The sequence below is a fragment of the Streptomyces sp. NPDC014894 genome, from assembly GCF_043080985.1.
Taxonomy (GTDB): Bacteria; Actinomycetota; Actinomycetes; order Streptomycetales; family Streptomycetaceae; genus Streptomyces.
Map to the genome: position 1 here is coordinate 396,505 of NZ_JBIBWD010000009.1, position 26,294 is coordinate 422,798.

20 protein-coding genes and 1 tRNA gene are annotated in these 26,294 nt (G+C 72.8%); 12 read left to right on the forward strand and 9 right to left on the reverse strand.

Annotated elements, in window-relative coordinates; genetic code table 11:
- Positions 1-225: 225 nt before the first annotated feature.
- A tRNA-Gly gene (locus ACF089_RS23475) sits at positions 226-295 on the forward strand.
- Positions 296-461: 166 nt separating this feature from the next.
- On the opposite strand, the gene ACF089_RS23480 is transcribed toward ACF089_RS23475, so the two are convergent.
- A complete protein-coding gene (locus ACF089_RS23480) occupies positions 462-929 on the reverse strand; it encodes a GNAT family N-acetyltransferase (protein ID WP_392029621.1) in 468 nt (155 codons plus the stop codon).
- 1,069 nt (positions 930-1,998) lie between these two features.
- On the opposite strand from ACF089_RS23480, the gene ACF089_RS23485 reads away from it, so the two are divergent.
- Both ACF089_RS23485 and ACF089_RS23490 read left to right on the forward strand, forming a co-directional pair.
- On the forward strand, positions 1,999-2,448 hold the full coding sequence (locus ACF089_RS23485; protein ID WP_392029624.1) for a hypothetical protein: 450 nt from the start codon (positions 1,999-2,001) through the stop codon (positions 2,446-2,448).
- Between the two features lie 232 nt (positions 2,449-2,680).
- Positions 2,681-3,424 carry an N-acetyltransferase gene (locus ACF089_RS23490; protein WP_392029626.1) on the forward strand — a complete coding sequence of 248 codons (744 nt, stop codon included), beginning with the start codon at positions 2,681-2,683 and terminating at the stop codon, positions 3,422-3,424.
- A 162-nt stretch (positions 3,425-3,586) separates the two neighbouring features.
- Here the strand turns inward: ACF089_RS23490 and ACF089_RS23495 are convergent, their stop codons facing one another.
- The 4 genes from ACF089_RS23495 to ACF089_RS23510 form a co-directional block, all read right to left on the reverse strand.
- Entirely contained in the window at positions 3,587-4,129 is a 543-nt protein-coding gene (locus ACF089_RS23495; RefSeq protein WP_392029630.1) for an SDR family oxidoreductase, read from the reverse strand.
- A gap of 428 nt (positions 4,130-4,557) precedes the next feature.
- Positions 4,558-5,769, reverse strand: coding sequence for an IS701 family transposase (locus tag ACF089_RS23500; RefSeq protein WP_392029634.1), 1,212 nt, complete (start codon positions 5,767-5,769; stop codon positions 4,558-4,560).
- A 449-nt stretch (positions 5,770-6,218) separates the two neighbouring features.
- Positions 6,219-7,421, reverse strand: coding sequence for a 3-hydroxybenzoate 6-monooxygenase (locus ACF089_RS23505; RefSeq protein WP_392029637.1), 1,203 nt, complete (start codon positions 7,419-7,421; stop codon positions 6,219-6,221).
- Positions 7,422-7,585: 164 nt separating this feature from the next.
- Positions 7,586-8,761: a 3-deoxy-7-phosphoheptulonate synthase gene (locus ACF089_RS23510; RefSeq protein ID WP_392029640.1), complete on the reverse strand. Its 1,176-nt coding sequence runs from the start codon at positions 8,759-8,761 to the stop codon at positions 7,586-7,588.
- A 1,282-nt stretch (positions 8,762-10,043) separates the two neighbouring features.
- Between ACF089_RS23510 and ACF089_RS23515 the strand changes: the two genes are divergently transcribed.
- The 6 genes from ACF089_RS23515 (at position 10,044) to ACF089_RS23540 (ending at position 16,564) form a co-directional block, all read left to right on the forward strand.
- On the forward strand, positions 10,044-10,769 hold the full coding sequence (locus ACF089_RS23515) for a DsbA family protein (RefSeq protein ID WP_392029643.1): 726 nt from the start codon (positions 10,044-10,046) through the stop codon (positions 10,767-10,769).
- A 52-nt stretch (positions 10,770-10,821) separates the two neighbouring features.
- Positions 10,822-11,919: a phenazine antibiotic biosynthesis protein gene (locus tag ACF089_RS23520; RefSeq protein ID WP_392029647.1), complete on the forward strand. Its 1,098-nt coding sequence runs from the start codon at positions 10,822-10,824 to the stop codon at positions 11,917-11,919.
- Positions 11,919-13,316 carry an aldehyde dehydrogenase family protein gene (locus tag ACF089_RS23525; protein WP_392029650.1) on the forward strand — a complete coding sequence of 466 codons (1,398 nt, stop codon included), beginning with the start codon at positions 11,919-11,921 and terminating at the stop codon, positions 13,314-13,316. Before ACF089_RS23520 ends, ACF089_RS23525 begins: the two co-directional genes overlap by 1 nt.
- Positions 13,317-13,366: 50 nt before the next feature.
- A complete protein-coding gene (locus tag ACF089_RS23530; RefSeq protein WP_392029653.1) occupies positions 13,367-14,329 on the forward strand; it encodes an oxidoreductase in 963 nt (320 codons plus the stop codon).
- Positions 14,326-14,826 (forward strand): cupin domain-containing protein, encoded by a 501-nt coding sequence (locus ACF089_RS23535; protein ID WP_392029655.1) that lies wholly within the window; start codon positions 14,326-14,328, stop codon positions 14,824-14,826. The genes ACF089_RS23530 and ACF089_RS23535 overlap by 4 nt, the downstream gene beginning before the upstream one ends.
- 64 nt (positions 14,827-14,890) lie before the next feature.
- Positions 14,891-16,564: an FAD-binding oxidoreductase gene (locus ACF089_RS23540; protein WP_392029658.1), complete on the forward strand. Its 1,674-nt coding sequence runs from the start codon at positions 14,891-14,893 to the stop codon at positions 16,562-16,564.
- Positions 16,565-16,625: 61 nt separating this feature from the next.
- On the opposite strand, the gene ACF089_RS23545 is transcribed toward ACF089_RS23540, so the two are convergent.
- The gene (locus ACF089_RS23545) at positions 16,626-16,940 is read right to left on the reverse strand and encodes an ArsR/SmtB family transcription factor (RefSeq protein ID WP_392029661.1); all 315 of its coding nucleotides are present in this window, start codon (positions 16,938-16,940) and stop codon (positions 16,626-16,628) included.
- 272 nt (positions 16,941-17,212) lie between these two features.
- Between ACF089_RS23545 and ACF089_RS23550 the strand changes: the two genes are divergently transcribed.
- Positions 17,213-18,739, forward strand: coding sequence for an FAD-dependent monooxygenase (locus tag ACF089_RS23550; RefSeq protein WP_392029664.1), 1,527 nt, complete (start codon positions 17,213-17,215; stop codon positions 18,737-18,739).
- Positions 18,740-18,798: 59 nt separating this feature from the next.
- Here ACF089_RS23550 and ACF089_RS23555 read toward each other — a convergent pair whose 3' ends face one another.
- Positions 18,799-19,410, reverse strand: coding sequence for a TetR/AcrR family transcriptional regulator (locus ACF089_RS23555; RefSeq protein ID WP_392029667.1), 612 nt, complete (start codon positions 19,408-19,410; stop codon positions 18,799-18,801).
- A 93-nt stretch (positions 19,411-19,503) separates the two neighbouring features.
- Here ACF089_RS23555 and ACF089_RS23560 point away from each other — a divergent pair, with 93 nt between their 5' ends.
- On the forward strand, positions 19,504-20,706 hold the full coding sequence (locus tag ACF089_RS23560) for an MFS transporter (RefSeq protein ID WP_392029670.1): 1,203 nt from the start codon (positions 19,504-19,506) through the stop codon (positions 20,704-20,706).
- A gap of 284 nt (positions 20,707-20,990) precedes the next feature.
- Positions 20,991-24,695 carry a DNA-binding protein gene (locus ACF089_RS23565; RefSeq protein WP_392029673.1) on the forward strand — a complete coding sequence of 1,235 codons (3,705 nt, stop codon included), beginning with the start codon at positions 20,991-20,993 and terminating at the stop codon, positions 24,693-24,695.
- Here the strand turns inward: ACF089_RS23565 and ACF089_RS23570 are convergent.
- Positions 24,680-25,570 carry a hypothetical protein gene (locus ACF089_RS23570; RefSeq protein WP_392029675.1) on the reverse strand — a complete coding sequence of 297 codons (891 nt, stop codon included), beginning with the start codon at positions 25,568-25,570 and terminating at the stop codon, positions 24,680-24,682. The two genes, ACF089_RS23565 and ACF089_RS23570, sit on opposite strands and share 16 nt — an antisense overlap.
- A gap of 204 nt (positions 25,571-25,774) precedes the next feature.
- The gene (locus ACF089_RS23575) at positions 25,775-26,287 is read right to left on the reverse strand and encodes a DUF6584 family protein (protein ID WP_392029678.1); all 513 of its coding nucleotides are present in this window, start codon (positions 26,285-26,287) and stop codon (positions 25,775-25,777) included.
- Between the last annotated feature and the right edge of the window lie 7 nt (positions 26,288-26,294).

Genomic DNA, 26,294 nt, shown 5'->3' on the forward strand with positions numbered 1-26,294 from the left:
CCTCATGGTCCGACGACGGCGACTCATCGGGTACGGCCCGCCGTCGGCGCCCCCGGACGTGGTGCCTCCGAGACGGGTGCGCCGTACGGCCGTCGGCGCGGTGCGGCGCGCCCGACGCGACGAGCCGGATGTCGGCGGGGGTTCGCCGGGCGGTGGATCGGCGGCCGGAGTTTCTGCGATATGCTGATCATGTGCTCGCGACCGGGATTCCTGGTTGTGGGACCGGCGTTGGTGGTCCAAGGAAAGACACCCCACTTCCCGTGGGGGGATGCAGGTGCGAGGCCTGCCCAGCGCTCGAACAAGGCCCCGGTCTCCTCATGGAGACCGGGGCCTTTCGCGTGAGGACAGGGTTGTCGTACGCCTTGTTCCTCACCTCAGGGGACTGAGCCACCTGGCGGGCCCGCGCGCCCCGCCCGCTCCCTGGGTGTGCGCCCGGTCCGTGAACGCGCCTCGGCCGGTCGTCACGGCGGAGCGTCGCGCAAGTCCCGGATGTACCGGTCGAGCCGTGTGCCGTCATGGCCGGGCGGCTGTCCGCCGGGGGTGAATCCTGCCCGCCGCGCGACCGCGGCGGATGCGGGATTCTCCGGATCGACCTGGATCACCGCCTCCCGGCCGCCCTCGGCGGCCGCGTACCGCGATGCCGGCAGGACCGCGTGGGTGGCCAGGCCGCGCCCTCTCCAGGAGGGATAGAGGCCGTAGGCGACATTCACCTGACCGGGGGCCAGGCCCTCGCCCGCGAACCGCAGGTCGACCGTCCCCGCCAGCACCTCGCCGGATCCCGCCCGGATGCCGAAGGCGCGGAGCGGACCGCCGGCGTTCCACTGCTCCCCGCAGTGCCGGAAGTGCTTCGACGCCCTCGCGCGTGCCGGGACCGCCGTTGAGCCAGCGAACCAGCAGTTCGTCCTCTCCCGTGAGATGCGCCTCCACATCGTCCAGACGCAGCGGCGACAGAGTGATGACCCCGTTGGACAGTCGCACTTCGCGCATCCGCCGATTCTTGACGCCGAAGCTGCGGCGCACCATCGGATTCCGGGGAGCGGAGAGCGATCGGACTGCCGGCGGCCATCGGACGGCCGGGCCCACGGGCCTGGACCTCGTCACCAGCACCGTCTACGACACTCAGGGTCGCGTTCATCTCCGCCGCACTGCCCGGGGGCGGCGGGGCCGGTCGCGGGCAGGCGCTGGTCAGTCGCCTCCCTTGACGGGCCTCACCTTCCATCCGTCTTCGCTGGAGATTATGACGAAGCCGGGACGAGTGATGTGCGGGACGCCCTTTCCCCGCACGTCAGGGCGTGCCGAAGCCGAGGCCGCGCAGTCGGTGGCGACGCCCCGGCCGCTCCGGCGCCCCGGCCGTGCCGCCCGCGCGGCGTCCGGTCGCCGGGAGACCGAGACACCGGCGAGGTCATCGGTTCGGGGCCCGCCCGTGGCCGACCACTGCGATCTTGCGCGGCTCCAGCGCTCGGGGCCGGGCGAGGTGGCGGTGAGGAGCAGGTCATCGCGACGGCGGAGAGGAGGGCCGGAACGCGGGGGCGCTGCCGTGGTTCGCCGAAGGGCCTCAGGGGATCGTCCGGGCGGGACAGTCGGAGAGGAGGGGGCGGCGCTGCGCCGGCGTTCCGCGACGGCCCTTGGCGCCGTCATCCCCGCGTGATGGCGAAGGCGGGTGAGTGCGGCCGCTCGTCGGCGGGGGCGGTCTGGGGGTGTGCTTCCCGCCGTAAGCAGCCAGGTGCCGCGTCGGTGCCCGAGAAAACCGGAGGGAGCCGTCGGCTCGGGGGCCAGGGGGCGGGTCTTTCGCGTACCACCGGCCTGGCCGTCCGCGCGGAGGGCTGCCGTCGTGGCTGAGGGCGGGAGAGTCCCGGTCCGCCGGGGGTTCGGCGGGCCGTCCGCGTATTGCCGTGATCCGGGACGGTGCAGAACACTGACCCGACGAAACAGACGGTCGTATCGGAGGGGGACATGGGGAGAGCGGGCGGAGCCGGGAGGCTCGGGCGCGGGGGCGTCGTGTTTCTCGCGACGAGCTGGCTCGTGGGCCTGGTGGGGGCCTGCTGCGTCGGGCTCGCGGTCGTGGGGTTTCTCGATCTGGGCACGGTCGGGACGGCGAAGGGCGGCACCCTCGCCGACGGGCCGGGCCGTGGCTGGTACATGGCCGCCGGCTGGATCGGAGGCATCTGGACGCTGTTTCTCGGCACCGGCGTCGTGGGCCTCGTGAAGTCGCGCGAGCCGCTTCCCCCGGTCGATCTGCTGGTGGTGCTGACCCATATGCCCGTCGCCGCGGTGATCAGCGTGCTCGTCCTGCGCCAGGTGGACGAGTCGGGCAGGCATCAGGGCGGCGCCTGGATCTTCATCGCGGCCGGTCTGGTGATCCCCGCACTGCTGTGGCTTCTGAACCACGCGGGGCGGCGCGGACAACGGGCACGCGCGGCGGCCGGGTCGCACCCGCCCCGTCGCTGAACCGCCGCACCCTCCTGGGCTGCCGACGGGGCTTCCGCCCTTGTTCGCTCCATGTGCCGGATCCGGGTGCAGTCGTCCCGGCGTCCGGCCAACCTGACGCAGTGACCAGGCATATGAGGAGGCGTCAGCCGTCTGGCGGCGAGACCGCTCCCCAGGGTGGACGCGCTCCCGGCGGCCGGGTGGGGCTAAAATGTGATGATTCACGACCGGTCGGGCGGCTACCGTCCGGTCCATGGCTCTGACGATCACCACTCTCGCCGAGCGGCCCGAGCTTCTGGGACCGATGCTGGAGATGTCCGACACCTGGCCCGCGTTCATGGCCGAGGACCCTGTGGGCTGGGCGTGCTACGCCCATGTGCCCGCGGAGTTCCCCGAACATGTGCTGGTCGCGACCGGCGACGACGGGGAGGTCGTCGCGCAGGCCTTCAGCGCCCCCTTCCGCCTGGACGCGCCGGGGCGGGGCGAGCTGCCGGGCATGGGCTGGGACCAGGTCCTGCTGTGGGCCTTCGCCGACCTGCGCGGCAAGGAGCGGCCGGACACGGTCAGCGCGCTCGACATCACCGTCACCACCGGCCGGCAGGGCGAGGGGATCTCCGGCCGGATGCTCGGCGCTCTGCGGGAGAACGTCCGCCGGCTGGGGATCTCGACCCTCGTCGCCCCGGTCAGACCCACCGGCAAACACCTGGAGACCGGCTGCTCCATCGAGGAGTACGCCTTCCGGACCCGCCCGGACGGACTGCCGTACGACCCCTGGCTGAGGGTCCACGCCCGCCTCGGCGGCACCGTGGAGGGAGTCGCTCCCGCGTCGATGACGATACCGGGCACCCTGGAACAGTGGCGCTCCTGGACCGGACTGCCCTTCGACACCCCGGGCCCGCTGGAGATTCCCGGCGCCCTGGTGCCGGTGCACTGCGAACCCGAGCGCGGATACGCGGTCTACGTCGAGCCCAACGTCTGGGTCCGGCACGCCCTCTGAGCCTCCCGACGCGAACCATGGACGCTCGTACGGGGACGTCCCGGTCCTGGACCAGGGTCCCGTGCGCCGCGGTCGCCGCGCCGATCAGATCGGGGGCGGTCCGGGCGCGACGGGACGCTGAGGGGGAGGCCCGGAACGAGATCTCCCCCTCAGCGTGTGCGGTCAGACGGCGAGGACGTGTCCGCCGTCCACGCGGAGGACGGTCCCGTTGATGTAGTCGGCGAACGAGCCCGCCAGATAGGCCACGGCCCCCGCGATCTCCTCGGTCGTGCCGAAACGGCCGATGTCGTCGGGCGCCCAGGTCTCGCTGGCCTTCGCCCCGATCTCGGAGAGTTCGCTGCCCGAGCCCTGGGCGGGCCCGGTTTCGAGCAGCCGGTCCCGGACGTGTTCCACCAGGGTCGGCCCGGGGGACACCACGTTCGAGGTGACGCCGGAGCCCTTGAGGTCGCGCGCCGGCGACACCGCGAGATTGTGCCTCGCCGCGAGGGTGGCGGAGTGCTGCGGCTGGACGGGCATGGGCTGCATGGCCGGCCCTCCGCCGATCTGGATGACCCGCCCCCACCCCCGTTCGCGCATGCCGGGCACGAACGCCCGGATCATCCGGACCGCCGAGACCACATTGACCTGATACGCCGTCGCCCACAGCTCGGGCGTGGTCTCGCTCCACGGCCGCTCCGATGCCCGAGGTGGAGCCCTTCGCCGCACGCACCGCTCCCTTCGCTCGCCTCGGCGGCGAGGACCCTCGACAGAACGCCGCCCCCGACCGGGGGGCGTCATGAACAGAGGGCCCTCGGGTGCGCGCTCCGGCGGTGTGCGGCCCGGCGGCCGTTCAGGAGGTCGGCAGACAGAGGGCGTAGGCGGCCGCCGTCGCCGTGGACGTATCGGTCACGGTCGTGGGCTCCGGCACTCCGGCGGGTCCCGGCCGCCCGGCGGGGCCTTGAGCGCCTGCGGGTCCGGGAGGGCCGACAGGTCCAGCGGGTCCAGTGGGTCCGGGAGGCTCCCGCCGGGCCCGCGCCTGTCGGACGCCGGTCAGCGGAGTCGCGGGCCGGGAAGGCGTGTCGGCGGACGGCCCGGTGGCCAGGCAGGCGGGGCGGGTCCGGCCCGGCGGGGGCGGACGGGAGCCGCCCCGGATCTCACGCCGAGGCGCCCAGCGCGATCGCCGTGTGCGCCACGGAGGCCAGCGTCATATGGCGGTGCCAGCCGCGGAAGGAGCGCCCCACGAAGTCCCGCAGCCCGGCCCGGTCGCCGATGCGTGCGAAGTCCTCCTCCACCCGGCCGTTCAGCTTGGCGATGCGCAGCAGCGATCCGATCGACAGATGCGTCATACCGGTCACCCACAGCTGGGAGGGAGGCTGCGCCGGGTTGGTCCACTCGCCCACCAGAAGCAGACGCCGGGGCCTGGACCCGGCCGGGACCGGCAGGGCGACGGGGACGGCCGCGGCCAGGGTCGTACGCATGACGTTGCCGTGCGCGGGGTCGCGCCAGGCGACGGGGGCCCGCATGCTCTTGATCAGTTCGAGTATCCGCTGGGCGGCCAGCGAACCGGCCCGGTAGCCGGGCAGCGACGGGTCGGCGACGGCCATGCGGTACGAGGGGCTGATCCGGGCGACGAAGTGCACGCCGCCCGCGGCCAGCCGGCCGGTCGCGGCGGAGATCCTGCCGCGCCGCAGATCGAGCAGGACCGGCCGCCGAGGAGTGTTCCACCGCTGCGCCATCTGCACGACGGCCGACACGGCGCACTCCTCCGTGCTCTCCGCGCTGAGCCCTTCGGGCACTTCGGCCTGCTCCCGGCGTTCCGGATCGCTGATCCACGGCTCCGGAAGGACCATCCGCCAGTTGACGGGCGCGCTCAGCTCGGCGGAGGCGAGCCAGACGCCGAGCGCCTGCTGGCCCCGGAAGACCTGCCCCAGATGGGGCGCGAAGTGCTGGTCCACGCCCACCGAGTGCTTGCCCGCCTTGGGTATGTGGATCGGCCGTATCACCCAGGCCTGCGGAGCGGCGGTGTGTTCGAGGTAGTCGGCCAGGGCCATGCGCAGGGGCCGCCAGTCCCAGGCGGAGCTGGAGATGAAGTGGTGCAGGCTCTGCTCCACGGCCGCTCCGCCCAGATGGGCCGCGATGTTGCGGATGGACTTGCGCCCCGGCGTGGCCAGCAGACCGCGCAGATACTGCTCCGCCCGCAGTCGGCGGTCCCTCCGGCTCAGCTGGGAGAACAGGACGGTGCACAGTTCGGCGACGATGTCGTCGGACACATCGGCGCCCGCGCCGGCGCCGGAGAGGACGCCGCGCCGGTGAGGCACGGTCAGTGTGTCGGCCGAGTGGTCTGTCCCGAGGACGAAAGTGTTCACGATGCTCCAGCCGTGTGGGGCGCCACTGTCGGGGTTGCCTTTTCACCATGGCTGGTTCGGACGTGATCTCATGAGGTGTTCCGGCCACCTGTTTTCGCGGCTCGGTGCGCCGATGGTCACATGCCGTCGGTATACGTGAACTGCGTGTGTCCGTATCCCTGTACGAATCTGAACGGCGGGCCGCGCCGCCGTTACGGGCGGTGCCGGGACAACCGGGGATCATGGACGGCGGTGGGGCGCGGTCACCCCGGCCCAGGGCGATCTCGCCGGATCCGCGGCTGTCGGGGCGGGACCGCGCACCGCGGGCGGATCTCGGCCATGTCGCCGCCGGACCTCTCGGCCACCGCGTCCGCCGGGCCCGGGCGTCCAGGGCCCCGGCCGTCCGGGCCCGGCCGCGCTCCCGCCGCCGGGACCGCGGGGGCGTCCCGCGGCCGTCAGGCGCGGTGAGGTCAATGGGCCGTTCCGGGGCCGCTGTCGGTGAATTCGCGGTCGCCGTGGAGCCAGGACACCTTGTCGTGCATCTCGCGCTGTGTCAGCGAGGACAGCATGGCGTTGCGCGCCTCGGCCTTCGCGCCCGCCGGGTGGTACAGCTCGCTGCCCATGCGCCGGGCGATCAGCTGGGCGCGGCCCGCGCGTTCGCCGCGCACGGCGTTGAACTTCTCCAGGCGCTGTACGACGTCGTCCGCGTCCACGCCCTCCAGCAGGTCCCCGAGGACCACGGCGTCCTCCAGCGCCTGGCACGCGCCCTGGGCCGCGTACTGGAGCATCGGGTGGGCGGCGTCACCGACCAGGACGACGCGTCCGTCGGTCCAGTTCCGGACCGGATCGCGGTCGCACAGCACCCATTCGCGCCACCCCTCGCCGAGTTCGAGGAGCCGGCGGGCGGTGGCGCCGATGCCGGGGAACTGGGCTAGGACGTGCGCGCGTTCGGTCTCCCGCCCGGTCACGGGCACGGTCGCGCCGTCGTCGCGGGTGACCGCGAGGTTGAGGTACTTGCCGCCGCCGATGATGTAGTGCACGAAATGCCACTGGGGCCCGGCCCACAGCGTGACGGTGTTCCAGCGCAGCTCCTCCGGCACCCGCTCGATCGGGATCACCGAGCGGTAGATCGTGTGCCCCGACACTCGGGGTTCGCCGTCGCCCAGCATCGCCGCGCGCACGGTGGAGCGGATGCCGTCCGCGCCGATCAGCGCCGCGCCGCGGAACGTCCGCCCGTCGGCGGTCCGCACCGAGACGCCGCCGGGATCCTGCTCGTAGCTCGCCACCGAGGCCTCGGCGACGAGCTGGACGGCCTCCAGTTCCTGGCAGGCGGTGAGCAGCGACTGGTACAGATCCCCTCGGTGCACCACCGCGTACGGGTTGCCGAACCGCTCGCGGTAGGCGCCGGTCAGTTCCATGGCGGCGACCTTCTCGCCGGTGGTGCCGTCCATGAAGCGCAGCTCGTCGATGAAGACCGCGCGTTCGCGCACGCTCTCGCCGACGCCGAGACGGTCCAGGGCGTGGAAGGCGTTGGGGCCGAGCTGGATGCCGGCGCCGATCTCGGCGAAGGTGTCGCTGCGCTCCAGCACCGTCGCGCAGTGCCCGAGCCGGGCCAGGGACAGCGCCGTGGCCAGCCCGCCGATGCCGCCACCGGCGATCACTATGTGTGCCATGTCGGTCAAATCCTTTCGAGGAAAGATCAGTTCGTGTCAGTGATGTGCGCGCGAGGGTGGGGCCTTCGGCGCGCGGGGCCGGTCCGGTGATCGCCATGGCGGGCGGCGGGCGGGGCGACGAACGTGGGGGGCGTACGGGGAAGACGGAGGACGGGCGCGCGGGATCAGCCCCGCCAGACCGAGGCCACCTCGACCGCCTGCTGGGGATTCAGCCGCGGATCGCAGAAGCTCAGGTACTTGTCGCCGATGCGGTCCAGCGCGACGGTGTCCGAGACGCACTCGGTGACCGCCTCGGGAGTCGTCTCCAGATGCAGCCCGGCCGCGACGCCGCCGCCGGCGCGCACCGCGTCCTGGAACGCCCGGATCTCGCGCACCACCGTCTCCACCAGACGGGTCTTGAGTCCCTCGGGCCCGGACACGGTGTTGCCGTGCATCGGATCCGACAGCCACAGGACCGGATGGCCGGCCCCGGCGACGGCCTCCACCAGGGCGGGCAGCCTGCGCGCGGCCTTCTCCGCGCCCATCCGGGCGATCAGGGTGAGCCGGCCGGGCGTGCGCCCGGGGTCCAGCCGCTCGCACAGCGTGAGCAGCTCCCCGGACGTCATACCCGGCCCGACCTTGACGGCGACCGGGTTGGACACGGCGGCGAGCAGGGCGATGTGGGCGCCGTCCGGCTGCCGGGTGCGCTCGCCCACCCATGGCCAGTGGGTGGAGGCCAGCAGCAGCGAGCCGTCGGGTTCGCGGCGCAGCAGGGGCAGTTCGTAGTCGAGGAGCAGGGCCTCGTGGCTGGTCCACACCGGAACGCCGAACTCCGAACGGCGGCCCGCGGTGCCGCGCCAGCCCAGGTAGTGCATGGTGTCGCTGGCGGCCCGGTAGCCGGAGAGCAGATGGTCGGGATCGGCGCGGCGCAGCTCGGGGTCGGGCTCGGGCCGGTTGACCAGATGGCCCCGGAAGACGGGCAGTTCGACGCCGTTCACGGTCTCGGTCGGGAGGGAGCGGGGCTTGCCGTACTGCCCGGCGAGGCGGCCCACCCGCAGCACCGGCTGTCCGGACGCGAGCTTCATCGTCCCCGCGAGCATGTCGAGCAGCGCCGTCTTGCGGCTGACGTCGCCCGGGGTGGCCTCGGCCGGGTCCTCGGCGCAGTCGCCGGCCTGGACGATCTGCAGATGGCCGGCCGCGGCCTCGCCCAGCAGGGTTCCGAGACGGCGCACCGCCTCGATGTCCACGAGGGCGGGCATACGGCGCAGCTGGGCGCGGTTCGTGTCCAGACGGGGGTGGTCGGCCCAGTCGGGCTGCTGGAGAGCGGGCAGGGAGCGAAGGTGGGACTCAATGTCGGTCATCGGATTCCCTCGGCGGGGCGCGCCGGAGCAACTCCGGCTGATGGCGGGCGTGGCCGTGTGTGAGGCGGGTACGGGCGTACGTGCGCCGACTGGGCTTCTGCCCGGTGGGGCCGCGGCCGCGGATGTCCCGGCGCGCGTCCCTCGAAGAGCCCGCGTTCGGGCCCGGCCGGGCGGTCACCACTCTCGAAGCGGGGCGTCCCGGACGGCAACGCGCCGCCGCGTAGTCTGTCGCGATCGCGCCGAGTCCGTCGCGGAAGCGCGTAGTCCGTCATCTTGGGGCGGTACGGGGGCCTCGGGGACGTCCGGCGGCGTGGCGCGGCCGTGACGGCCGTACCTCCGCCGTCGTCATGAGCAGTGCTCCCGGCGGGCGGACGCCGACGAACGCCGCCGTCACCCCCGACTCCTTCGCCGGCCCTGTCCGTACGCCGACGAACGCCGCCGTCACCCCCGACTCCTTCGCCCGCCCTGTCCGTACGCCCGCCCCGGGCGGACGCCCACGCGCGACCGACCCTGCCGACCGGCCCGTTCTCACGGCCGGCGCGGTGCGTCGAACAGCGCGGGAGGTCCGTGCCGGGGGCGCGCGGCGCCCCGCCCGGCTCCCGGGGACGACCCGCCCCCGCGCACACGGATCGCACGGCCGTGCAGGTCAGAACCCGGGCGGTGTACGAGGAGGCTGGGCCGGAGGGCTTCCGGGCGGGCGCGCCGCGCGGGCCGGGCGCCGGTGACCACGGCGGTGCCTCGGCGCTCTCGGCGACCCGGGCCGGTCTCGGCGACCCCGGCGGCCCGGTCGCCGCGGGCGTCGAACGGCCGCTCCGCGCCCGCGTCCTGGAGGAGGCGCCGCTGCGCCGGACCGCCGGAGATGGAATAGTGGCGTCTCCGCCGTGGCGGCCGGCGCGTCCCGGACGCTCTGGACACGCCACGGTCGCCGGGCCCGGCCGGCCCGCGGACGCGGCACCGGTCCACCCCGGCCGCGCCGTACCACCGCACCGCCGTACCACCGCACCGCGAGCATCCCAGGATCCGCCGGTGCGCCGCGACGAGCACGGGAACCCGGGAGCATCCCCGGTGAATCCCTGTACGGCGTGCGTCACGATTCACCAGCCGCCGGCCGGGTGTCGACCGGTCGCGGCCGACTTCGTCACCTCAACCGAGCCGTTCTGACGAAGTCTGCGGCGTGTGACAAAGTCCGCCGCCGAGCCGTGCGGCGGCGACCGCCCCTGTGACCAGAATGCTCGCCGTTCGACCAGCCCCCGCCACGCCGACCAGCAGGAGCGTTCCCGCCATGACCTTCCAGGCCGACATCGCAGCGCTCCACGCGACCGACGAGGCCGTCGTGACCGTCTGGTCGGACATCGGCTGCCCGTGGGCGACGCTGGCACTGGCCACACTGCACACGGCCGCCGCCGAACGCGGCCGGGAGATCCTGGTCGACCACCGGGCCTTCCCCCTGGAACTGTTCAACTCCGAATCCACCCCGAAGCCGATCATCGACGCCGAGACGGTGGCGATCGGCGCGCTGGCGCCCGAGCTGGGCTGGCGTCTGTGGGCCGGTCCGGACTGGCGCTACCCGGTGACGACGCTGCCGGCGCTGGAAGCCGTACAGGCCGCGAAGGCCCCGGCCGTCGGCGGGCTGCCCGCGAGCGATCAGCTGGACACCGCCCTGCGCCATGCCTTCTACGGACAGGGCCGCTGCATCAGTCTCACCTCGGTGATCCTCGCCGTGGCCGCCGACTGTCCGCTCGTGGACGAGACGGCGCTCGCCGACGCCCTGGCACAGGGCACGGCCCGCGCGGCGATCCACCGCGACTTCGCCGTGGCACGCGGCCCCCGGGTGCAGGGCAGCCCGCACCTCTTCACCGCGTCCGGCGTCGACGCGCACAACCCGGGCGCCGACTTCGTCTGGACGGGCGACCCCTACGACGGCGGATTCCCGCACTTCCGTTCCTACACCCGCGACTGGACCAACGAACTCCTCGACCGGCTCGCCAAGGCACCGCAGGCCGACTGACCCCGGGGCCGCGACACGCCCCCGCCGGACCTGGCCGAAAGGAAGCTCTCCGATGTCTGCTGCAGATCCCCTTCTCGAACTCCCCTACGGCACCGCACCCGACCCCGACGAATTCCTCCGCGCCGCCATCCGCTGGCACTTCTCCAAGGAGACCGGCGCGCCGTTCTGGCTCGACCGGCTCGGCCGGCTGGACTTCGACCCGATCGAGTCCATCCTCACCTTCGACGATCTGAAGCTCTTCCCGAACTTCGCCAACGAGCTGCGGGACGTGCGCGCCGAGGACCTGATCCCGCGCGGCTACGGAGCCCGCCCCGGCATCGTCGGCGTCTTCGACAGCGGCGGCACCACCGGCGCGCCCAAGCGCGTCGTCATGCTCCAGGAGTGGCTGGACCTGCTGCTGGCCCACAGCAACGCCCAGCTGGACGCGCACGGCGTGCCGCGCGATGTGAACTGGCTGCTGTCGATCCCGTCCGGGCCCCACATGGTCGGGGCCTCCTTCCAGCAGCTGGTGGCCCAGCGCGGCGGTCTGTCCTTCGCCGTCGACGTCGACCCGCGCTGGGTGAAGAAGATCATCGGGCGGGGCGAGCAGGCCGAGTCCGACCTCTACACCGAGCACCTCATCGACCAGCTCCAGCATCCGCTGCGCTCCCAGGACATCGGCGTGCTGATGCTGACGCCGCCCGTGCTGGAGCGGCTGTGCCGCCGCGACGAACTCGTCGACCTCGTCCGCGAGAAGGTCAAGGCCATCATGTGGGTCGGCACCCAGCTCGACGCCGACACCCGCAACCTGTACCGCACCGAACTCTTCCCGGACACCGTGCTGTGCAGCGGCTTCGGCAACACCATGACGCTCGGCCATGTCACCGAGCGCCCCGGCCTGAGCGACGACGAGCCCTGCGTCTACGACCCGTTCTCGCCGTACATGACCTACAACGTGGTGGACCTGGAGAAGCGCCGGCCGGTCGAGTACGGCGAGCGCGGCCGGGTCGTCATGCACTACGTCGGCAAGAGCCTGTTCCTGCCCAACAACGTGGAACGGGACGTCGCCACCCGCATCCGGCCGCTGCCGGGCCAGGTCGGCGACGCGGTCGCGGACATCGCCCCCGTGCGCGAGTTCGACGACGAGAAGGTCATCGAGGGGGTCTACTGATGACCGAGTCCGAGCCGTACGCGCTGGACGCGCTGGGCCCCCGGGGCCCGTACCGCACGCGCAACCGCGAGACCGTCACCGACACCGCCGGCACGGAGGTCGCGCTGCTCAGCCTCGTGCCCAGGCTGTACGTCGGCCGGGCCCTCACCGCCCTGCACAAGGCGAAGCCGCTGCCCAGGGAGCGCCGTCTCGCCGCCCTCACCCGGGCGGCCCGGATCTTCCGCGAGGAGGAGGTGCACGGGCTGACGTACGACGCGTACGAACGCACCGTCGCCCGGGTCTCCGGGATCCCGCTGCCCGCCGTGCGCTCCGCCGCCGACGAGATCGCCGACTCGGCGCGCCGCGCCCTGGCCGGGGCCTACGGAGCGCTGCCCGGCGGCGCGGTGCTGGACTGGCAGGACACCCGCACCCGCACCGGCAGCGCGGTCTGGACACGGCGCGGCGAGGTGCTCGCCGTGAACGCGGCGGGCAACCACCCGGCCCCGCACGCACTCTGGCTGGAGGCCCTCGCACTGGGCTTCCGCGTCGCGATCCGGCCCTCCCGCCGGGAGCCGTTCACCCCGCACCGGCTGGTCGCCGCGCTGCGCGCCGCCGGATTCGGCGACGACCACGTCGTACTGCTCCCCACCGACCACGCGGTGGCCGGCGAGGTGCTCACCGGCGCGGACCTGGCGCTGGTGTACGGAGGCGACGACGTCGTACGCAAGTACGCCGACGACCCCAATGTGCTGGTCCAGGGGCCCGGCCGGGCGAAGATCCTGGTCACGGCCGGATCGGACTGGCAGGCGCACCTCAACACGATCGTGGACTCCGTCGCGCACCACGGCGGCATGAAGTGCGTCAACGCCAGCGCCGTCTTCGTCGAGGGCGATCCCGCCCCGGTGGCCCGTGCGCTGGCCGAGCGTCTCGGCGCGCTGCCCAGCCTGCCCGCCGAGGACGAGAAGGCCGGGCTGCCCGTACAGCCGCTCGACCGGGCCAGGGCCCTGGAGCGGCATCTGCTGGAGCGCGCCAGGGGCACCGTCGCCCACCTCGGCGGCGCGGGCGTCGTGGACGAACTCGTCGGCGGGGGCGCGGTGCTGCGCCCCGCCGTGTTCGAGGCGCCCGACCTCCGGGGCGGCTGGCACACCGCCGAACTGCCCTTCCCCTGCGTCTGGGTCGTGCCCTGGAATCGCGCCGACGGCGCCGCTGTCCTGGGCGACTCGCTCGTCGTCGGCGTGCTGACCGACGACGAGGACGCGCCGGCGGACGGCGAGCTGATCGACGAGCTGGTCGCCGACCGGACCATCGCCAATGTGTACGTCGGCGACCACCCCACCCACTGGATGGACCGCGCCGTGCCGCACGACGGCTATCTCGGCGAATTCCTGATGCGCAGCAAGACCGTCATCCGCGGCTGACCGGCGCGTCCGGACACAGCCGACCCCATCACCTCTCGAAGGAGCAGACCATGTCCATCAGCGACGCGATCGCCGGCGCCGAGCCCGCCGCCGCGGCGGGGGAGTTCGCCCTGGCCGGAGAACTCGCCATCCGCAGGATGGGTTTCGGAGCGATGCAGCTCCCCGGCCCCGGAGTCTGGGGCCCGCCGAAGGACCGGGCACGGGCGGTGGCGGTGGTCCGGCGCGCGGTGGAGCTGGGCGTCAACCACATCGACACCAGCGACTACTACGGACCGTACGTCGCGAACGAGGTCATCCGCGAGGCCCTCCACCCCTACGCCGACGACCTCGTCCTCGTGACGAAGGTCGGCGCCGTCCGCACCCCGGACAAGGCCTGGCCGTCGGCGCTGAGGCCGGAGCAGCTGCGCCGGGCCGTGTACGACAACCTCCGCGGCCTGGGCCGCGACCAGCTCGACGTGGTGAACCTGCGGATCGTGGAGGAGGCCGGAGGTCTCGGCCCCGAGGACTCGATCGCCGAACCCTTCGGGGCGCTCGCCGAACTGCGCGAGGAGGGCCTCATCCGGCATCTCGGGGTCAGCAACGTCACCGCCCGGCAGGTGGCGGAGGCCCGGGAGATCGCCCCGGTCGTCTGCGTGCAGAACGAGTACAACGTGGTGCGCCGTCTGCACGAGGACCTCGTGCGGACCTGCGCCGAGGCGGGGATCGCCTTCATGCCGTTCTTCCCGCTGGGCACGTTCACCCTCCAGCACGAGAAGGACACGGCGACGGACACGAAGGTGCCGCAGCATGTGCCGCTGGACGCGCAGGTGATCCACTCGGTGGCGCAGCGCCTGGAGGCCACCCCGTACCAGGTGGCCCTCGCCTGGCTGCTCCAGCACTCCCCGAACATCTGCTGCATCCCCGGCACCTCCAGCCCGGAGCACCTGGAGGAGAACATCGCGGCGGCCGAGCTGAGGCTGTCGGAGACCGATGTCAAGGAGCTGGACGCGCTGTACGGGGGCGAGGGCCGATGAGCCTGGGATATTTCGCCGGCCAGAACAAGAACGAGGTCGTCATCGTCCCGCCCGGGGAGGGGCCGAGCCGATGGGCCTTCGGCGACCACTACACCGTGAAATCCGGTGAGCACAACACCGGAAAGTCGCTGTTCCTCATCGAGGCGGTCGTCCCGGAGGGCGGCGGTCCGCCGCTGCACATCCACCACTGGGAGGAGGAGGCCTTCTACGTGCTCGAAGGCACCGTCGAATTCCGCGACAAGGACGGTAAGCACGAGGCCCCGGCCGGGACCTTCGTCTATGTCCCGCGAGGCACGGAGCACGCCTTCAAGAACGTCTCCCCGGAGCCCGCGAAGATGCTCTTCATGACCCTTCCCGGCGGGAAGGAGAGGTTCTTCCTGAATGTCGGCGTCCCCGCCGACAAGGACACTCCGCCGCCCTCGGAGGAACAGCGTCTCAAGGATGTGGCCTACGGCTATGAGGTAGGTCCTGAATTCGGCGACGAATACCTGGAGTAGTCCGTGACGCCGCAGCGAATGACAGGCGCGCACGGCCGATCCCACCTCTGATTCGGGAGTTCCCATGTCAAGCAATGGAAAGCAGCCCACCCGCCGTTCCGTCCTCGCCGCCACCGGCGCGGCGGCCGGGGCGACCGCGATCGGCTTCGCCCAGCCGGCCGCGGCCGCCTCCGGTGTGAGATCCGTCGACTCGATTCCCTTCGCCACCGCCCCGATCCAGCCCGGGGATCCCCGGTACTCGGACGTCACGGTCGGCCTGAACCAGCGCTGGACGGCGTCGCCCGACCGTGTCCACCTGGTGTCCACCACCAAGCAGGTCGTCGCCGTCGTCGGAGAGGCGGTGGCGGCGAACAAGCGGGTGACGGTCCGCAGCGGCGGCCACTGCTACGAGGAGTTCGTCTACAACTCCGCCGTCAAGGTGATCGTGGACATGTCCGAGATGAACCGGGTGTACTTCGACACGGCCAAGAACGCGTTCGCGGTCGAGCCGGGCGCCAATCTCGGCGATGTCTACGACCGGCTGTACCGGGGCTGGGGAGTGACCCTCCCCGGCGGCATGTGCTACTCGGTGGGCGCGGGCGGCCATGTCGCCGGAGGCGGCTGGGGCCTGCTGTGCCGCCGCGACGGGCTGATAGTGGACCATCTGTACGCGGTCGAGGTCGTCACGGTGGACAGCGCCGGAGTCGCCAAGGCGGTGGTCGCCACCCGCGACGACACCGGCCCCCTCAAGGATCTGTGGTGGGCGCACACCGGGGGCGGCGGCGGCACCTTCGGCATCGTCACCCGCTACTGGTTCCGTTCCCCGAACGCCACCGGGACCAATCCCGCCACGCTGCTGCCGAAGCCGCCGGCCGAGGTCCTCGTCAGCGCCGTGTCCTGGCCGTGGGCGAATCTGACGCAGACGGACTTCGCCACGCTGGTGCGCAACTTCACCAACTGGCACGAGGCGCACGCGGCCCCGGGGGACACGCCGGGTCTGGTCTCCCTGCTGATCCTCAACCACAAGTCCGCCGGGGAGATCGGGCTGCTGACGCAGGTCACCGGAGACACCCCGAACGCGGACGTCGTGCTCCAGAACTTCCTCGACTACGTCACCCAGGGCATGTCCATAGCCCCCCAGCAGCCCTCGGCCAACTCCTCGGCCCACGGCCCGCTCGCCAACTTCTTCGTGCCGCGGCGCTGGAGCTGGCTCAAGGCCACCCACTACCTGGGCACGGACAACCAGGTGATGACCAACCCGACGCTGCGCGGCGACCAGAAGTCCGCGTACCACCGGCTCGGCTTCACCCCGGCCCAGATCACCACCATCTACAACAACCTGAAGGTCACGACGCTGGACAACCCCCTGGCGCAGGTCGTGGTCAGCTCCTACGGGGCGCAGGTGAACGCGGTGGCGTCCGGGGCCACCGCGGCCGTGCACCGCGACTCCACGTTCAAGGTGCTCTACCAGGCCAACTGGACCGAGACGGAGGACGACGCGGTCAACCTGGCCTGGCTGCGCAATCTGTACCAGCAGACGTACGCGACCAAGGGCGGCGTGCCCGTGCTGGACCAGCAGACCTCGGGCTGCTTCGTGAACTACTGCGACATCGATCTGAACAGCCCGCAGTACAACACCTCCACGGTGCCCTGGCACGACCTCTACTGGGGGGCGAACTACGCCCGTCTCCAGCAGACCAAGGCCCACTGGGACCCGACGGACTTCTTCCGGCACGGCCAGTCGGTGCGGCTGCCCTGACGCCTCCCCGGCGCCGAGGCCGCCCCGGGCTCCGCCGAGCCCGGGGCGGCCTCGGTTCGGCTCAGCGCGGCGCGGGGGCGTCCGCGGCCCGCAGCACGGTCGGCAGAAGCCCGGGGAAGCGCCGCTCCAGATCGTCGCGGCGCAGGGTCAGGGTGTACTCGCGGCCCACGGCCTCCTGCCAGATGAGCCCTCCCTCCCGCAGGACCCGCCAGTGGTGGGTGAGCGTGGACTTGGGGACGCCGTCGAGCAGGCTTCCGCACGGGGTCGGGCCGGACTCGGCGAGCGTGCGCACGACTTTGAGGCGCAGCGGATTGCTCAGCGCGGTGAGCACGTCCTCGAGCCGGATCTCATCGGTCTTCGGATGACGGAGTGTCATGGCAGCCATTGTACGAACATACGCGGACTGTATGGCTCAAGGCGAGCCGGGTGGTTCCGCCGGCCCGCTCGCCTTGCGAATCACGCCTTCGAAGGTACTAGTATGTACGTAGCAAAGAGGATCCGCGGGGGAGCGCACCGGCTCGTCCGCGAGTCCGCAGCCGCAGCCGTCCGGGTGCAGTACAACCCCCAGCTGTCACCCGGCGATCAGAGGTGGGTGCGGGCGTGGCATCGCTCGCACCCACCCGCTCAGTACGAAGGTGAGGAAGCACAGTGAAGCAACTGTCAGACGCCTCCGCGGACGAGCCGGTCACCTGTGACGTGGTGATCGTGGGCGGTGGTCCCGTCGGGATGCTGCTCGCCCACGAACTGGCCCTGCAAGGCGTCCAGCCGCTGGTGGTGGAGAGTCTCCCGGAGCCCTCCGGAGTGTCGAAGGCCGGGACGCTGCACGCCCGTACCGTGGAGAGCCTGCACCGCAGGGGATTACGCGAGGCCGTGCAGCCGAGGCCGGCCCGGGGCGGACGGAGCAGCGTCCCCTTCCACTTCGCGGGAATGTTCGACATCGACCTCGCCGATGTGAGCGCGGAGGGCCCCGTCATCGTCGGCAGCCCCCAGGCGTACGCCGAGCACGTCTTCGCCGAGCGGGCGAGCCGACTGGGCGCGAGAATCCTGCGCGGCCAGGAGTGCACCGGCGTCCAGGACGAGGGCGACCACGTCCGGGTGGACCTCCAGGGCGTGGACGGGACCCGGAACCGGATCACCGCCCGCTGGGTGGTCGGCTGCGACGGGGTGCGCAGCGCCGTCCGCCGCTCCGCCGGAATCCCCTTCACCGGCACGCCCGCCACCGTGGCGGCGCTGATGGGAGAGGTGCGACTGCTCGATCCCTGGACCGCTCCGGGAGGCTGGCAGCGCACACCGCGCGGCTGGACCCTGGTGTGGCTGAACCCGGGCGGACACAGCCGGGTGTGCACCTACGACTTCCGCGGCCCCGCGCCGGACCGCCAGTCTCCTGTGACCTTCGAGGAGCTTCAGGAGAGCATGGAGCGCATCGCGGGCCGCCCCGTGCCGATGGCGGAGCCCCAGGACCTCACGCGGTTCAGCGACGCGGCCCTCCAGGCCGAGAGCTACCGCAGCGGCCGGGTGCTGCTCGCCGGGGACGCCGCCCACGCCCACTTCCCCATGGGGGGACAGGGGCTGAACACGGGCCTCCAGGACGCCGTCAACCTCGGCTGGAAGCTCGCGGCCGAGGTCAAGGGATGGGCGCCGCCCGGCCTGCTCGACACCTACCACTCCGAGCGGCACCCCGTGGCCGCGCGCGTCCTGTACAACGTACGGGCCCAAGTGGCGCTGATGCACCCGGGAGTGCTCACGGACTCGCTGCGCGAACTCTTCCGCGAGACGATGCATCTGCCGCAGGTGAACGACTTCCTCACCGGAATGATCAGCGGCACCGACATCCGTTACGACGTCGGCGTGCCCGGCGACCCCCTGGCCGGCGCCTTCGCCCCGGACGCCCGGCTGAAGACGGCCCAGGGCTCGGCGACCCTCGCGGCCCTGCTGCACGACGGGCGCCCGCTGCTGGTCCACACGGCTCAGGCGGCCGACCAGGCGGGACTGGCCGCGCCCTGGTCCGACCGGCTGAACATCGTCGAGGTGGTGCCGGAGACCGCGTCCGCGATGCCGGCTCCGGCGCTCCTGATCCGCCCCGACGGCTATGTGCTCTGGAGCGCGCGGGGCCGGGGGGCGAAGGCTCCGGGCCTGGTCGAGGTGGCCACCGCGTGGCTCGGCGCGCCGGCCTAGGGTCCTTCTTCCGGGCCGGGCCTGATCGGGCCCTTTGGACCGGGCCCGATCGGGCGGGATCAGGCCCGATCGGGCCTGACCATGGGCGCCGGTCCCAGGGTCCGGATCGCGAGATCGATCGCGCTGGTCAGACGGTCGAGGTCATGACCGGCGCGTTCTCGCACCCGCAGGCCGAGCACCGTGGTGAAGAGCAGTTCGACGGCGTCGTCGATGTCGAGGTCGTCGAACAGCTCGCCGCGGTCACGGCCCTCGGCCAGCGCGGAGCGCAGAGCCTGCCGGGTGACCTCGAACGCGGCCTCGGTCCGCTGGCGGACCTTGTCGTCGGTGGTGCCCAGCTCGGTGGCGGTGTTGACCACGAAGCAGCCGCGGCCCGCCTTGCCCGGCGGGCAGGTGACCAGCCACAGCATCCATTCCCGCAGCACTTCCCGGACCGGGCGGTCCGACACGTCGAGCCGCTGCCGGGCCTGTGCCGACTCGGTGGCCCGGTAGTGGTCGAGCGCGCGCAGGAACAGCGTGTGCTTGTCCGTGAACGTCCGGTACAGGCTGCTGGGCGTGAGTCTCAGCTTGTCACCCAGGTCGCGCACCGAGGTGGCGTGGTAACCGCGTCGCCAGAACAGCTCGGTCGCCGAGGTGACCGCGTTCTTCTCGTCGAACTGTCGGGGGCGTGCCATGTATTCACCTTACCCAACTTGCGGAGCGAACGCTCCCATACTACCGTAGTGAGTATGGGAGCGAGCGCTCCCGAATTGTTGAAGGAGGCTCCCTTGACGACCGCAGAACAGATCCCGGCCCAGCCGAAGGACCCGGAGGCCCCGGAGAGAAGCCGCTGGATGGCGGTCTCGGCGGTGGCTCTGGGTACCTTCCTGCTGGTGACCGCCGAGCAGCTGCCGATCGGTCTGCTGACCTCCGTGGGCTCCGCGATGTCGGTCTCCGAGGGCACGGCGGGCCTGATGGTCACGGTGCCCAGCATCGTCGCCGCGTTCGCGGCGCCGCTGGTGCCGATGCTCGTGGGGCAGATGGACCGGCGCATCCTGCTGCTCGGACTGATGACCCTGATGACCGTGTCCAACCTGGCCACCGCCTTCGCGCCGAACTACAGCGTGCTGGTGGGCTCCCGGGTGCTGGTCGGCATCGCGATCGGCGGCTTCTGGGCGATCGCCAGCGGCCTGGCCGTCCGGCTCGTCGCCCCCGCCGACGTACCACGCGCCACCGCGGTCATCTTCGGCGGCGTCGGAGCGGCGAATGTGTTCGGCGTTCCGCTCGGCACCCTCCTCGGTGACCTCACCGGCTGGCGCATGGCCTTCGCCTCGCTGAGCGCCCTGGCGCTCATCACCCTGATCGCCCTGCTCGTGGTCCTGCCGGGGCTGGTCGCCTCCCAGGCCATCCGGCCGAAGCTGCTGATGGACCAGTTCCGCAACCCGGGAGTGCGCGTCGGCATCATCGCGACGGTGCTCATCGTCTTCGGTCACTTCGCCGCGTACACCTTCGTCAGCCCGGTGCTGCAGAAGCTGTCGGGCATCGACGAGCGCTTCGTCGGCCCGCTGCTCTTCGGCTTCGGCGTGGCCGGCATGATCGGCAACTTCGCCGCCGGCGCGGCGCTCTCGCGCCAGGTGTACCGAAGCGTGCTGATGACCGCGGTGGCCCTGGCGGTCGCGATGCCGCTCTTCCTGCTGCTGGGTCAGACCACGGTCGGCGGCATCGTCCTGCTGGTCGCCTGGGGTCTCGCCTACGGTGGCGTGTCCGTCGGCCTCCAGACCTGGATGATCAAGTCCGCCCCGCAGGCCGTGGAAGCGGCCAGCTCGCTGTGGGTCGCGGTGTTCAACCTCTCCATCGGCCTCGGCGCGCTGGTCGGCGGCCTCATCGTCGACACCCTCACCCTCCAGAGCGTGCTCTGGCTCGGCGGGGTCTGCGCCCTGCTCGCCGCCCTCGCGATCTGGACCGCCCGCAACAACGACGCCCTGCGATGACGGAACCCCTCACGGGGACCGTCGAGACCGCGTAGTCCCGGCGCCGACTGACGTGCCGCCGCCGCACCAGCGGCGGCACGCCGGCCGGCGCCGCGCCGCGTGCACGGCCCCGCCCGGCCGTAGCGGCCCGGCGCACGGGCCCCGCCACCCGGCCGGCGGCGCTCCGGCCTCGGCGGAGAGACAGTCGAACGACCCGGGCCCACGGCCGGAATCCGATCTTGTGAGCCTCTCGCGCCCCCTCATACCATCCGCCGGGCGGCCGACGCCCGAAGGGGGAACAGAGCATGGGACGCCGGGAAGTGCCCATCGACCCGGACGACGGGCCGGTGCGGCGATTCGCGTACGAACTGAGGCAGCTCCGCGCGAAGGCGGGCGGCCCCACCTACCGGGCCATGGCGCGCGATGTCCCCTACTCGGTCACCACGCTCTCCCGGGCCGCCGCCGGGGAACAGCTGCCCTCGCTCGCGGTGGCCCTCGCCTACGCGAAGGCCTGCGGAGGAGACCCGGGGGAGTGGGAGCGCCGCTGGCACGAGGCCACGGCGCAGACCGCCGCGCACAGCCGCCCGGACGACGACGACGTCGAATCCCCCTACCAGGGACTGGCCCGGTTCGAGCCCGGCGACCACGACCGGTTCTTCGGACGGGACAGACTGATCGGCACGGCACGCGAACTGGTGCTCGCCCACCGGTTCGCGGCGGTGTTCGGACCCTCGGGCAGCGGCAAGTCCTCCCTCCTGCGAGCCGGACTCATCCCCTCCCTCCGCGCCGACGGCGCCGCGACCGGACTCGCGGCCGTCCGCGTCCTCACCCCCGGCGAACACCCCCCGCGCACCCACGCCGCCGCGCTGACACCCCCGAACGCCGGCGCGGACCGCGCGGCGGGCGACACCCTGATCGTGGTCGACCAGTTCGAAGAGGCCTTCACCCTCTGCCGGGACGCCGGCGAGCGGAACGAGTTCATCGACCGGCTCCTCACCGCACGCGACCCGGACAGCGGACTCCGCGTGATCATCGCCGTACGCGCCGACTTCTACGGACGCTGCGCCGGTCACCGGGCCCTCGCGGACGCGCTCGCCGACACCGCGCTGATGGTCGGGCCGATGGACCGCGCCGAGCTGCGCGAGACGATCGTCGGCCCCGCCCGGACGGCCGGACTGATCGTGGAGCGCGAACTGACCGCCCGGATGGTCGCCGACGTCGACGGCGAGCCCGGCGGACTGCCCCTGCTGTCGCACGCCCTGCGCGAGACCTGGCGCCGCCGCAAGGGCCGTACCCTGACCGTCGCCGCGTACGAGGCCGCCGGCGGCGCCCAGGGGGCGATCGCCCGCACCGCCGAGGACGTCTACGCCGAATTCACCCCGGAACGACAGGAACTGGCCCGGCTGATCCTGCTCCGCATGATCACCCCCGGCGACGGCTCCCAGGACACCCGACGGCCCGTCGCCCCCGCCGAACTCGACTTCGGCGACCCGGCCAGAACCCTGCTCGTCGTGGAACGGCTCGCGCGCGCCCGGCTCCTCACCCTCGACGACACCGCCGTCGACCTCGCCCACGAGGCCCTCATCACCGCCTGGCCCCGCCTCAACGCCTGGATCGAGGAGGACCGCGAACGCCTGCGCGCCCACCGCCGTCTCACCGAGGCCGCCCATGCCTGGAACGACCTCGGACGCGACCCCGGCAGCCTCTACCGGGGCGCCCGGCTGGACGCCGCCCGCGAACACTTCGCCGACCCCGCCCGCCGCGCCACCCTCACCCCGGTCGAACTCGCCTTCCTGACCGCCTCCCGCAAAGCGCACGCCTCCGAACGCCGGCGCCGCCGCGCCCTGCTCGCCACCCTCGCCGCGCTCGCCGTCGGCGTCGCCCTCGCGCTGCTCGCGGGAGTGACGGCCCGGCAGGAGCGGCGTATGCACGAACAGTCGCGACTGGAGTCCGAGGTCCACTCGACCGTGGCGCTGGCCGACAGCCGGCGGGTGACCAACCCGGCCGCCGCCATGAAACTGAGCCTCGACGCCTGGCGGCTCTCCGACGTCAGCGCCACCCGCGCGGCGCTGATGACCTCGATGACCCAGAAGGAACAGGACGTCTTCCTCGACCCCGACCCGGATCCCACCGCGACCCGCCGCCTCAGCGAGGACGGACACACCCTGCTCACCCTGGGACGGCGGCACTCGGTGAGCTGGGACGTCCGCACCAAGAAGCGGACCGGCACCTTCCCGGGCCTGGGCCCCGGACTCGTCCCGCAGCACATCAGCTCCGATCTGCGCCGGCTCACCGTCCGCCAGGGCGACCGGCTGAAGACGAGGGACGTGCGGACCGGACGTACACGGGACCTCACCACGACCGCCAAGCCCACGGACATGAGCCCCAGCGGCCGGATCCTGTCGCTCTACGACTCGGACGGCCGGCGCACCACGCTGCGGGTGCGGGACCTGCGATCGGGGCGCGTCCTGCTGGAGCGCCTGGTCGAGAGCCCGTTCCTGCCCCGCGCGGTGGTCAGCCCGGACGACCGGCTGGTCGCGCTCTGTCTGCCCGGCGCGCCCGTCGAGATCCGGGACCTCTCCCGTGACCGCCGCGCCCCGGCTCCGCGCACCCCGGCCCTGACGGGCGCCGACTGCGCCGGCCAGGGGGTGCGCTTCACCCCCGACAGCCGCCGGCTGGTCCTCGTGGAGGACACCGGTGTCCGCGTCTGGGACACCGCCTCGGGAAAGGAGCTGCCCAGGATCCAGCACCGAGGGCTCTCCGAGGTGACGTTCAGCGCGGACGGCGTCTATATGACGGGAACGGACGGGAGCGAGATCCTGCTCTGGCGCGTCGGCGATCCCCCGGCGCTCGTCTTCCGCTACGAGCTGCCCGGCGGATCCGCCGCCGAACTCCGGCTCGACCTGGCGGAACAGCGGATCCGCTACCTCGCCAGCGCGACCGGGAACATCGTGCGCTCCCTCTCCCTGGAGAAGATCCTCGCCGGACACTGGCACCGCAGGCCCGCCGCGGCGGCGGCCTTCAGCCGGGACGGCCGTCTGCTGGCCACCGCCCGGATGGACCCCGGCACCGGACGCGTCCGGACCCAGCTCGTCGACGGCCGCGACGGCTCGCACCTGGCCGATCTGCCCGATATGAGCTGCCCGCCGCCCGGGAAGGTGGATCCCGGGACGACCTGCGGAACGATGCTGGCGTTCAGCCCCGACGGCCGGGAACTCGCGTACGGCATCAGCGACACCCGCCGCCCCGCGCACCGGCAGCGGCTGTACGTGACGGACACCGCGACGGGCCGCACCGTCACCCTGCCCGTGGGCGGGGAGAGCGTCGGCGGGTCGTCCGCCCGGGACGAGGTGCACAGCATCGCGTTCACCCCCGACGGCGACTCGCTGCTGGCCCACCGCCGATCCGCCCCCTCACGGATCGAGACCTGGGACCCGCGCGAGCGGACCCTGACCCGGGTGATGCCGGGCGCGAGCGGAGACCTGATCGTGCAGCCCGGCGGGGATCTGCTCGCCACCTCCTCCGGCGACCTGCTGGACATCGAGGACGGCCGGCCCGTCCGCCGGCCGGAGGGACAGGACATACAGGGCGTCTACGTCTTCAGCCCGGAAGGGAGGCATCTTCTGGTGGAGGAGGACTACGACTCGGTCCATCTGCGGCGCAGCGACGCGAGCCTGCGTCTCACCTCCTCGCTGTCCCCCTTCCGCGGCGAAGGCCCCGGCGGCCTCCGGCGCGTATCGGCCGCGGCCCTCACCGCGGACGGCCGCACACTGGCGATCGCCGGCGCCGACGGCCGGCTCCAGCTGTGGAACACCGAGGACGCCCGGCAGCTGACCGCCTCCCTCCCGACAGCGGGCGGCAGGACCGTCGCGCTGGCCTTCAGCCGCGACGGCGACACCCTCTACGCCGCGAGCGAGCACACGCCGCCCCGCGCGTACGACCTCACCAGCCGGCACGCGGCGGAGCGGGTGGAGGAACGCTGGAGAGCGCTGACCTACCCGGAGGGCTGACCGGCGGCCGCCGCTTCGGACCGGGCCGGCCCGGCCGAGGCGTTTCGTGCCCGTACGACGGCTTCGTGGAGGGTCTTCGGGTCGTCCGCGTGCAGCCTGATCACCGTGACGGGGCGGGGAGCGCCGAGGAACGCCGGAGCGTCGACCGGTTCGGTCAGGATGAGGGTGAGGGAGGTCCGCGAGCCGATGGGCAGGTTCAGTTCGCCGTCCTTCCTCTCGTGGGTGAACAGCGACTCGCGCCGGACGGAGGCGATCCGGTCGAGCGGTACGCGGACGTCGACATGGGCTGCCTGCCGGACGCGCAGGACGCCGTCGGCGAGGAGGTGCGGCCGGGTGACGGAGGCCGCGTGCAGACCGAGGACGAACAGGACGGTGTAGACGTCCACGACCAGGAGGACGGCGTGGACCACGGGCCAGTCCGCGAGCAGATACGTCAGGGCGACGGTCTCGACGACGCACGCGAACGTCAAGCCGTACATCATGGCGGCCTGGTCGCGGCCGTGCGGGAAGACCGCGTCGGCGCCCTTGACGCCGTGCCGGCGGCGGGCCGCCCACCGGACCAGGCTCGCCATGATCCTCAGCTCGTGCGCGGCGACCCGCCGCACGGGCTCGGGCACGATCCGCGCGAGCGCCTCCCGCCCGGACAGCCCGTGCCGCCGCAGCCGCAGCCAGAAGCGGGCCTCCGCGCCGAGCAGCGCCGTCAGGAGCAGCGCGCCGCCGAGCCGGACGGGCCCGGGCGACGGAACTCCGGCGATCAGAGCGCCGGCCAGGACGAGCTGGGCGGGGAGCGCGATCACCCGCAGCCTCCGCCCCGCCGGCCCCCGGACGGGGGCGGGCGGCCCGAGCGGGATCGTCCGGATCTCCGGAGTCGTCATATCGGCCCTCTCTCGTCGCGGGGGAGCGGAGGCGGCCTCGCGGACGCCGCCGGGCCCCGGCCGATCGGCGCTGCCGCACGGCCCGCCGGGGCGGTCCGCGCGGGGCGGCGATCCCACCGCCGCGCGTGGGCCCAGTACAGACCATGACGTCGCGACAAGGTCAAGGCCGGCCCGAGCGGCGAGGGGCGCCCCGGGCGGCCCGGATCAGTCGAAGAGGGCGACGAGTCCGTTCACCCAGATCGCGAGGAACACCAGCGCCGCCGCCAGGCATCCGGCCCCTGCCAGGAAGCCGCCCACGGCGCTTCCCCCGCCGTCCTCCGTCTCCTTCTCGCCGGACGGCACGGAGTCCCAGTCGACGGGGTGTCCCACGGCCTCGGAGCAGGCCGTGCGCACCGCCGCCAACTGCTCCCCGGCGAAGGCGGTTCGGGCGAGCGACTCGCTGCCCCGCCACGCGAGGGCGCGCATACGGCCCTCGGCCGTGGGGTGTCTCGCCTCGAACGCGGAGGTCTCGGCCGCGTCCCTGTCCTCTTCGAGATACATCCAGCGGCCCGCTTCGGCCGGCTCCCCGTACAGCCGGTACGTCCCGGCCGGCCGCCGGCGCAGCGCCAGATCGTTCGGGAAGGACGACACCAGCCCGCGCAGACGCCGGCGTGCGACGGGAATCCGGCCGGCGGCCAGGTCGGCGTCGACTCGGGCGAGGGTGTCTGTCAGGGGCATGAACGCA

What these genes read in the sequence shown, in the direction of transcription:
- ACF089_RS23565 (WP_392029673.1), top strand. Translation starts at nt 20,991, where the DNA reads ATGGGACGCCGGGAAGTGCCCATCGACCCGGACGACGGGCCGGTGCGG.
- ACF089_RS23480 (WP_392029621.1), bottom strand. Translation starts at nt 929, where the DNA reads ATGTGGAGGCGCATCTCACGGGAGAGGACGAACTGCTGGTTCGCTGGC.
- ACF089_RS23505 (WP_392029637.1), bottom strand. Translation starts at nt 7,421, where the DNA reads ATGGCACACATAGTGATCGCCGGTGGCGGCATCGGCGGGCTGGCCACG.
- ACF089_RS23535 (WP_392029655.1), top strand. Translation starts at nt 14,326, where the DNA reads ATGAGCCTGGGATATTTCGCCGGCCAGAACAAGAACGAGGTCGTCATC.
- ACF089_RS23525 (WP_392029650.1), top strand. Translation starts at nt 11,919, where the DNA reads ATGACCGAGTCCGAGCCGTACGCGCTGGACGCGCTGGGCCCCCGGGGC.
- ACF089_RS23520 (WP_392029647.1), top strand. Translation starts at nt 10,822, where the DNA reads ATGTCTGCTGCAGATCCCCTTCTCGAACTCCCCTACGGCACCGCACCC.
- ACF089_RS23570 (WP_392029675.1), bottom strand. Translation starts at nt 25,570, where the DNA reads ATGACGACTCCGGAGATCCGGACGATCCCGCTCGGGCCGCCCGCCCCC.
- ACF089_RS23490 (WP_392029626.1), top strand. Translation starts at nt 2,681, where the DNA reads ATGGCTCTGACGATCACCACTCTCGCCGAGCGGCCCGAGCTTCTGGGA.
- ACF089_RS23540 (WP_392029658.1), top strand. Translation starts at nt 14,891, where the DNA reads ATGTCAAGCAATGGAAAGCAGCCCACCCGCCGTTCCGTCCTCGCCGCC.
- ACF089_RS23510 (WP_392029640.1), bottom strand. Translation starts at nt 8,761, where the DNA reads ATGACCGACATTGAGTCCCACCTTCGCTCCCTGCCCGCTCTCCAGCAG.
- ACF089_RS23530 (WP_392029653.1), top strand. Translation starts at nt 13,367, where the DNA reads ATGTCCATCAGCGACGCGATCGCCGGCGCCGAGCCCGCCGCCGCGGCG.
- ACF089_RS23545 (WP_392029661.1), bottom strand. Translation starts at nt 16,940, where the DNA reads ATGACACTCCGTCATCCGAAGACCGATGAGATCCGGCTCGAGGACGTG.
- ACF089_RS23515 (WP_392029643.1), top strand. Translation starts at nt 10,044, where the DNA reads ATGACCTTCCAGGCCGACATCGCAGCGCTCCACGCGACCGACGAGGCC.
- ACF089_RS23575 (WP_392029678.1), bottom strand. Translation starts at nt 26,287, where the DNA reads ATGCCCCTGACAGACACCCTCGCCCGAGTCGACGCCGACCTGGCCGCC.
- ACF089_RS23555 (WP_392029667.1), bottom strand. Translation starts at nt 19,410, where the DNA reads ATGGCACGCCCCCGACAGTTCGACGAGAAGAACGCGGTCACCTCGGCG.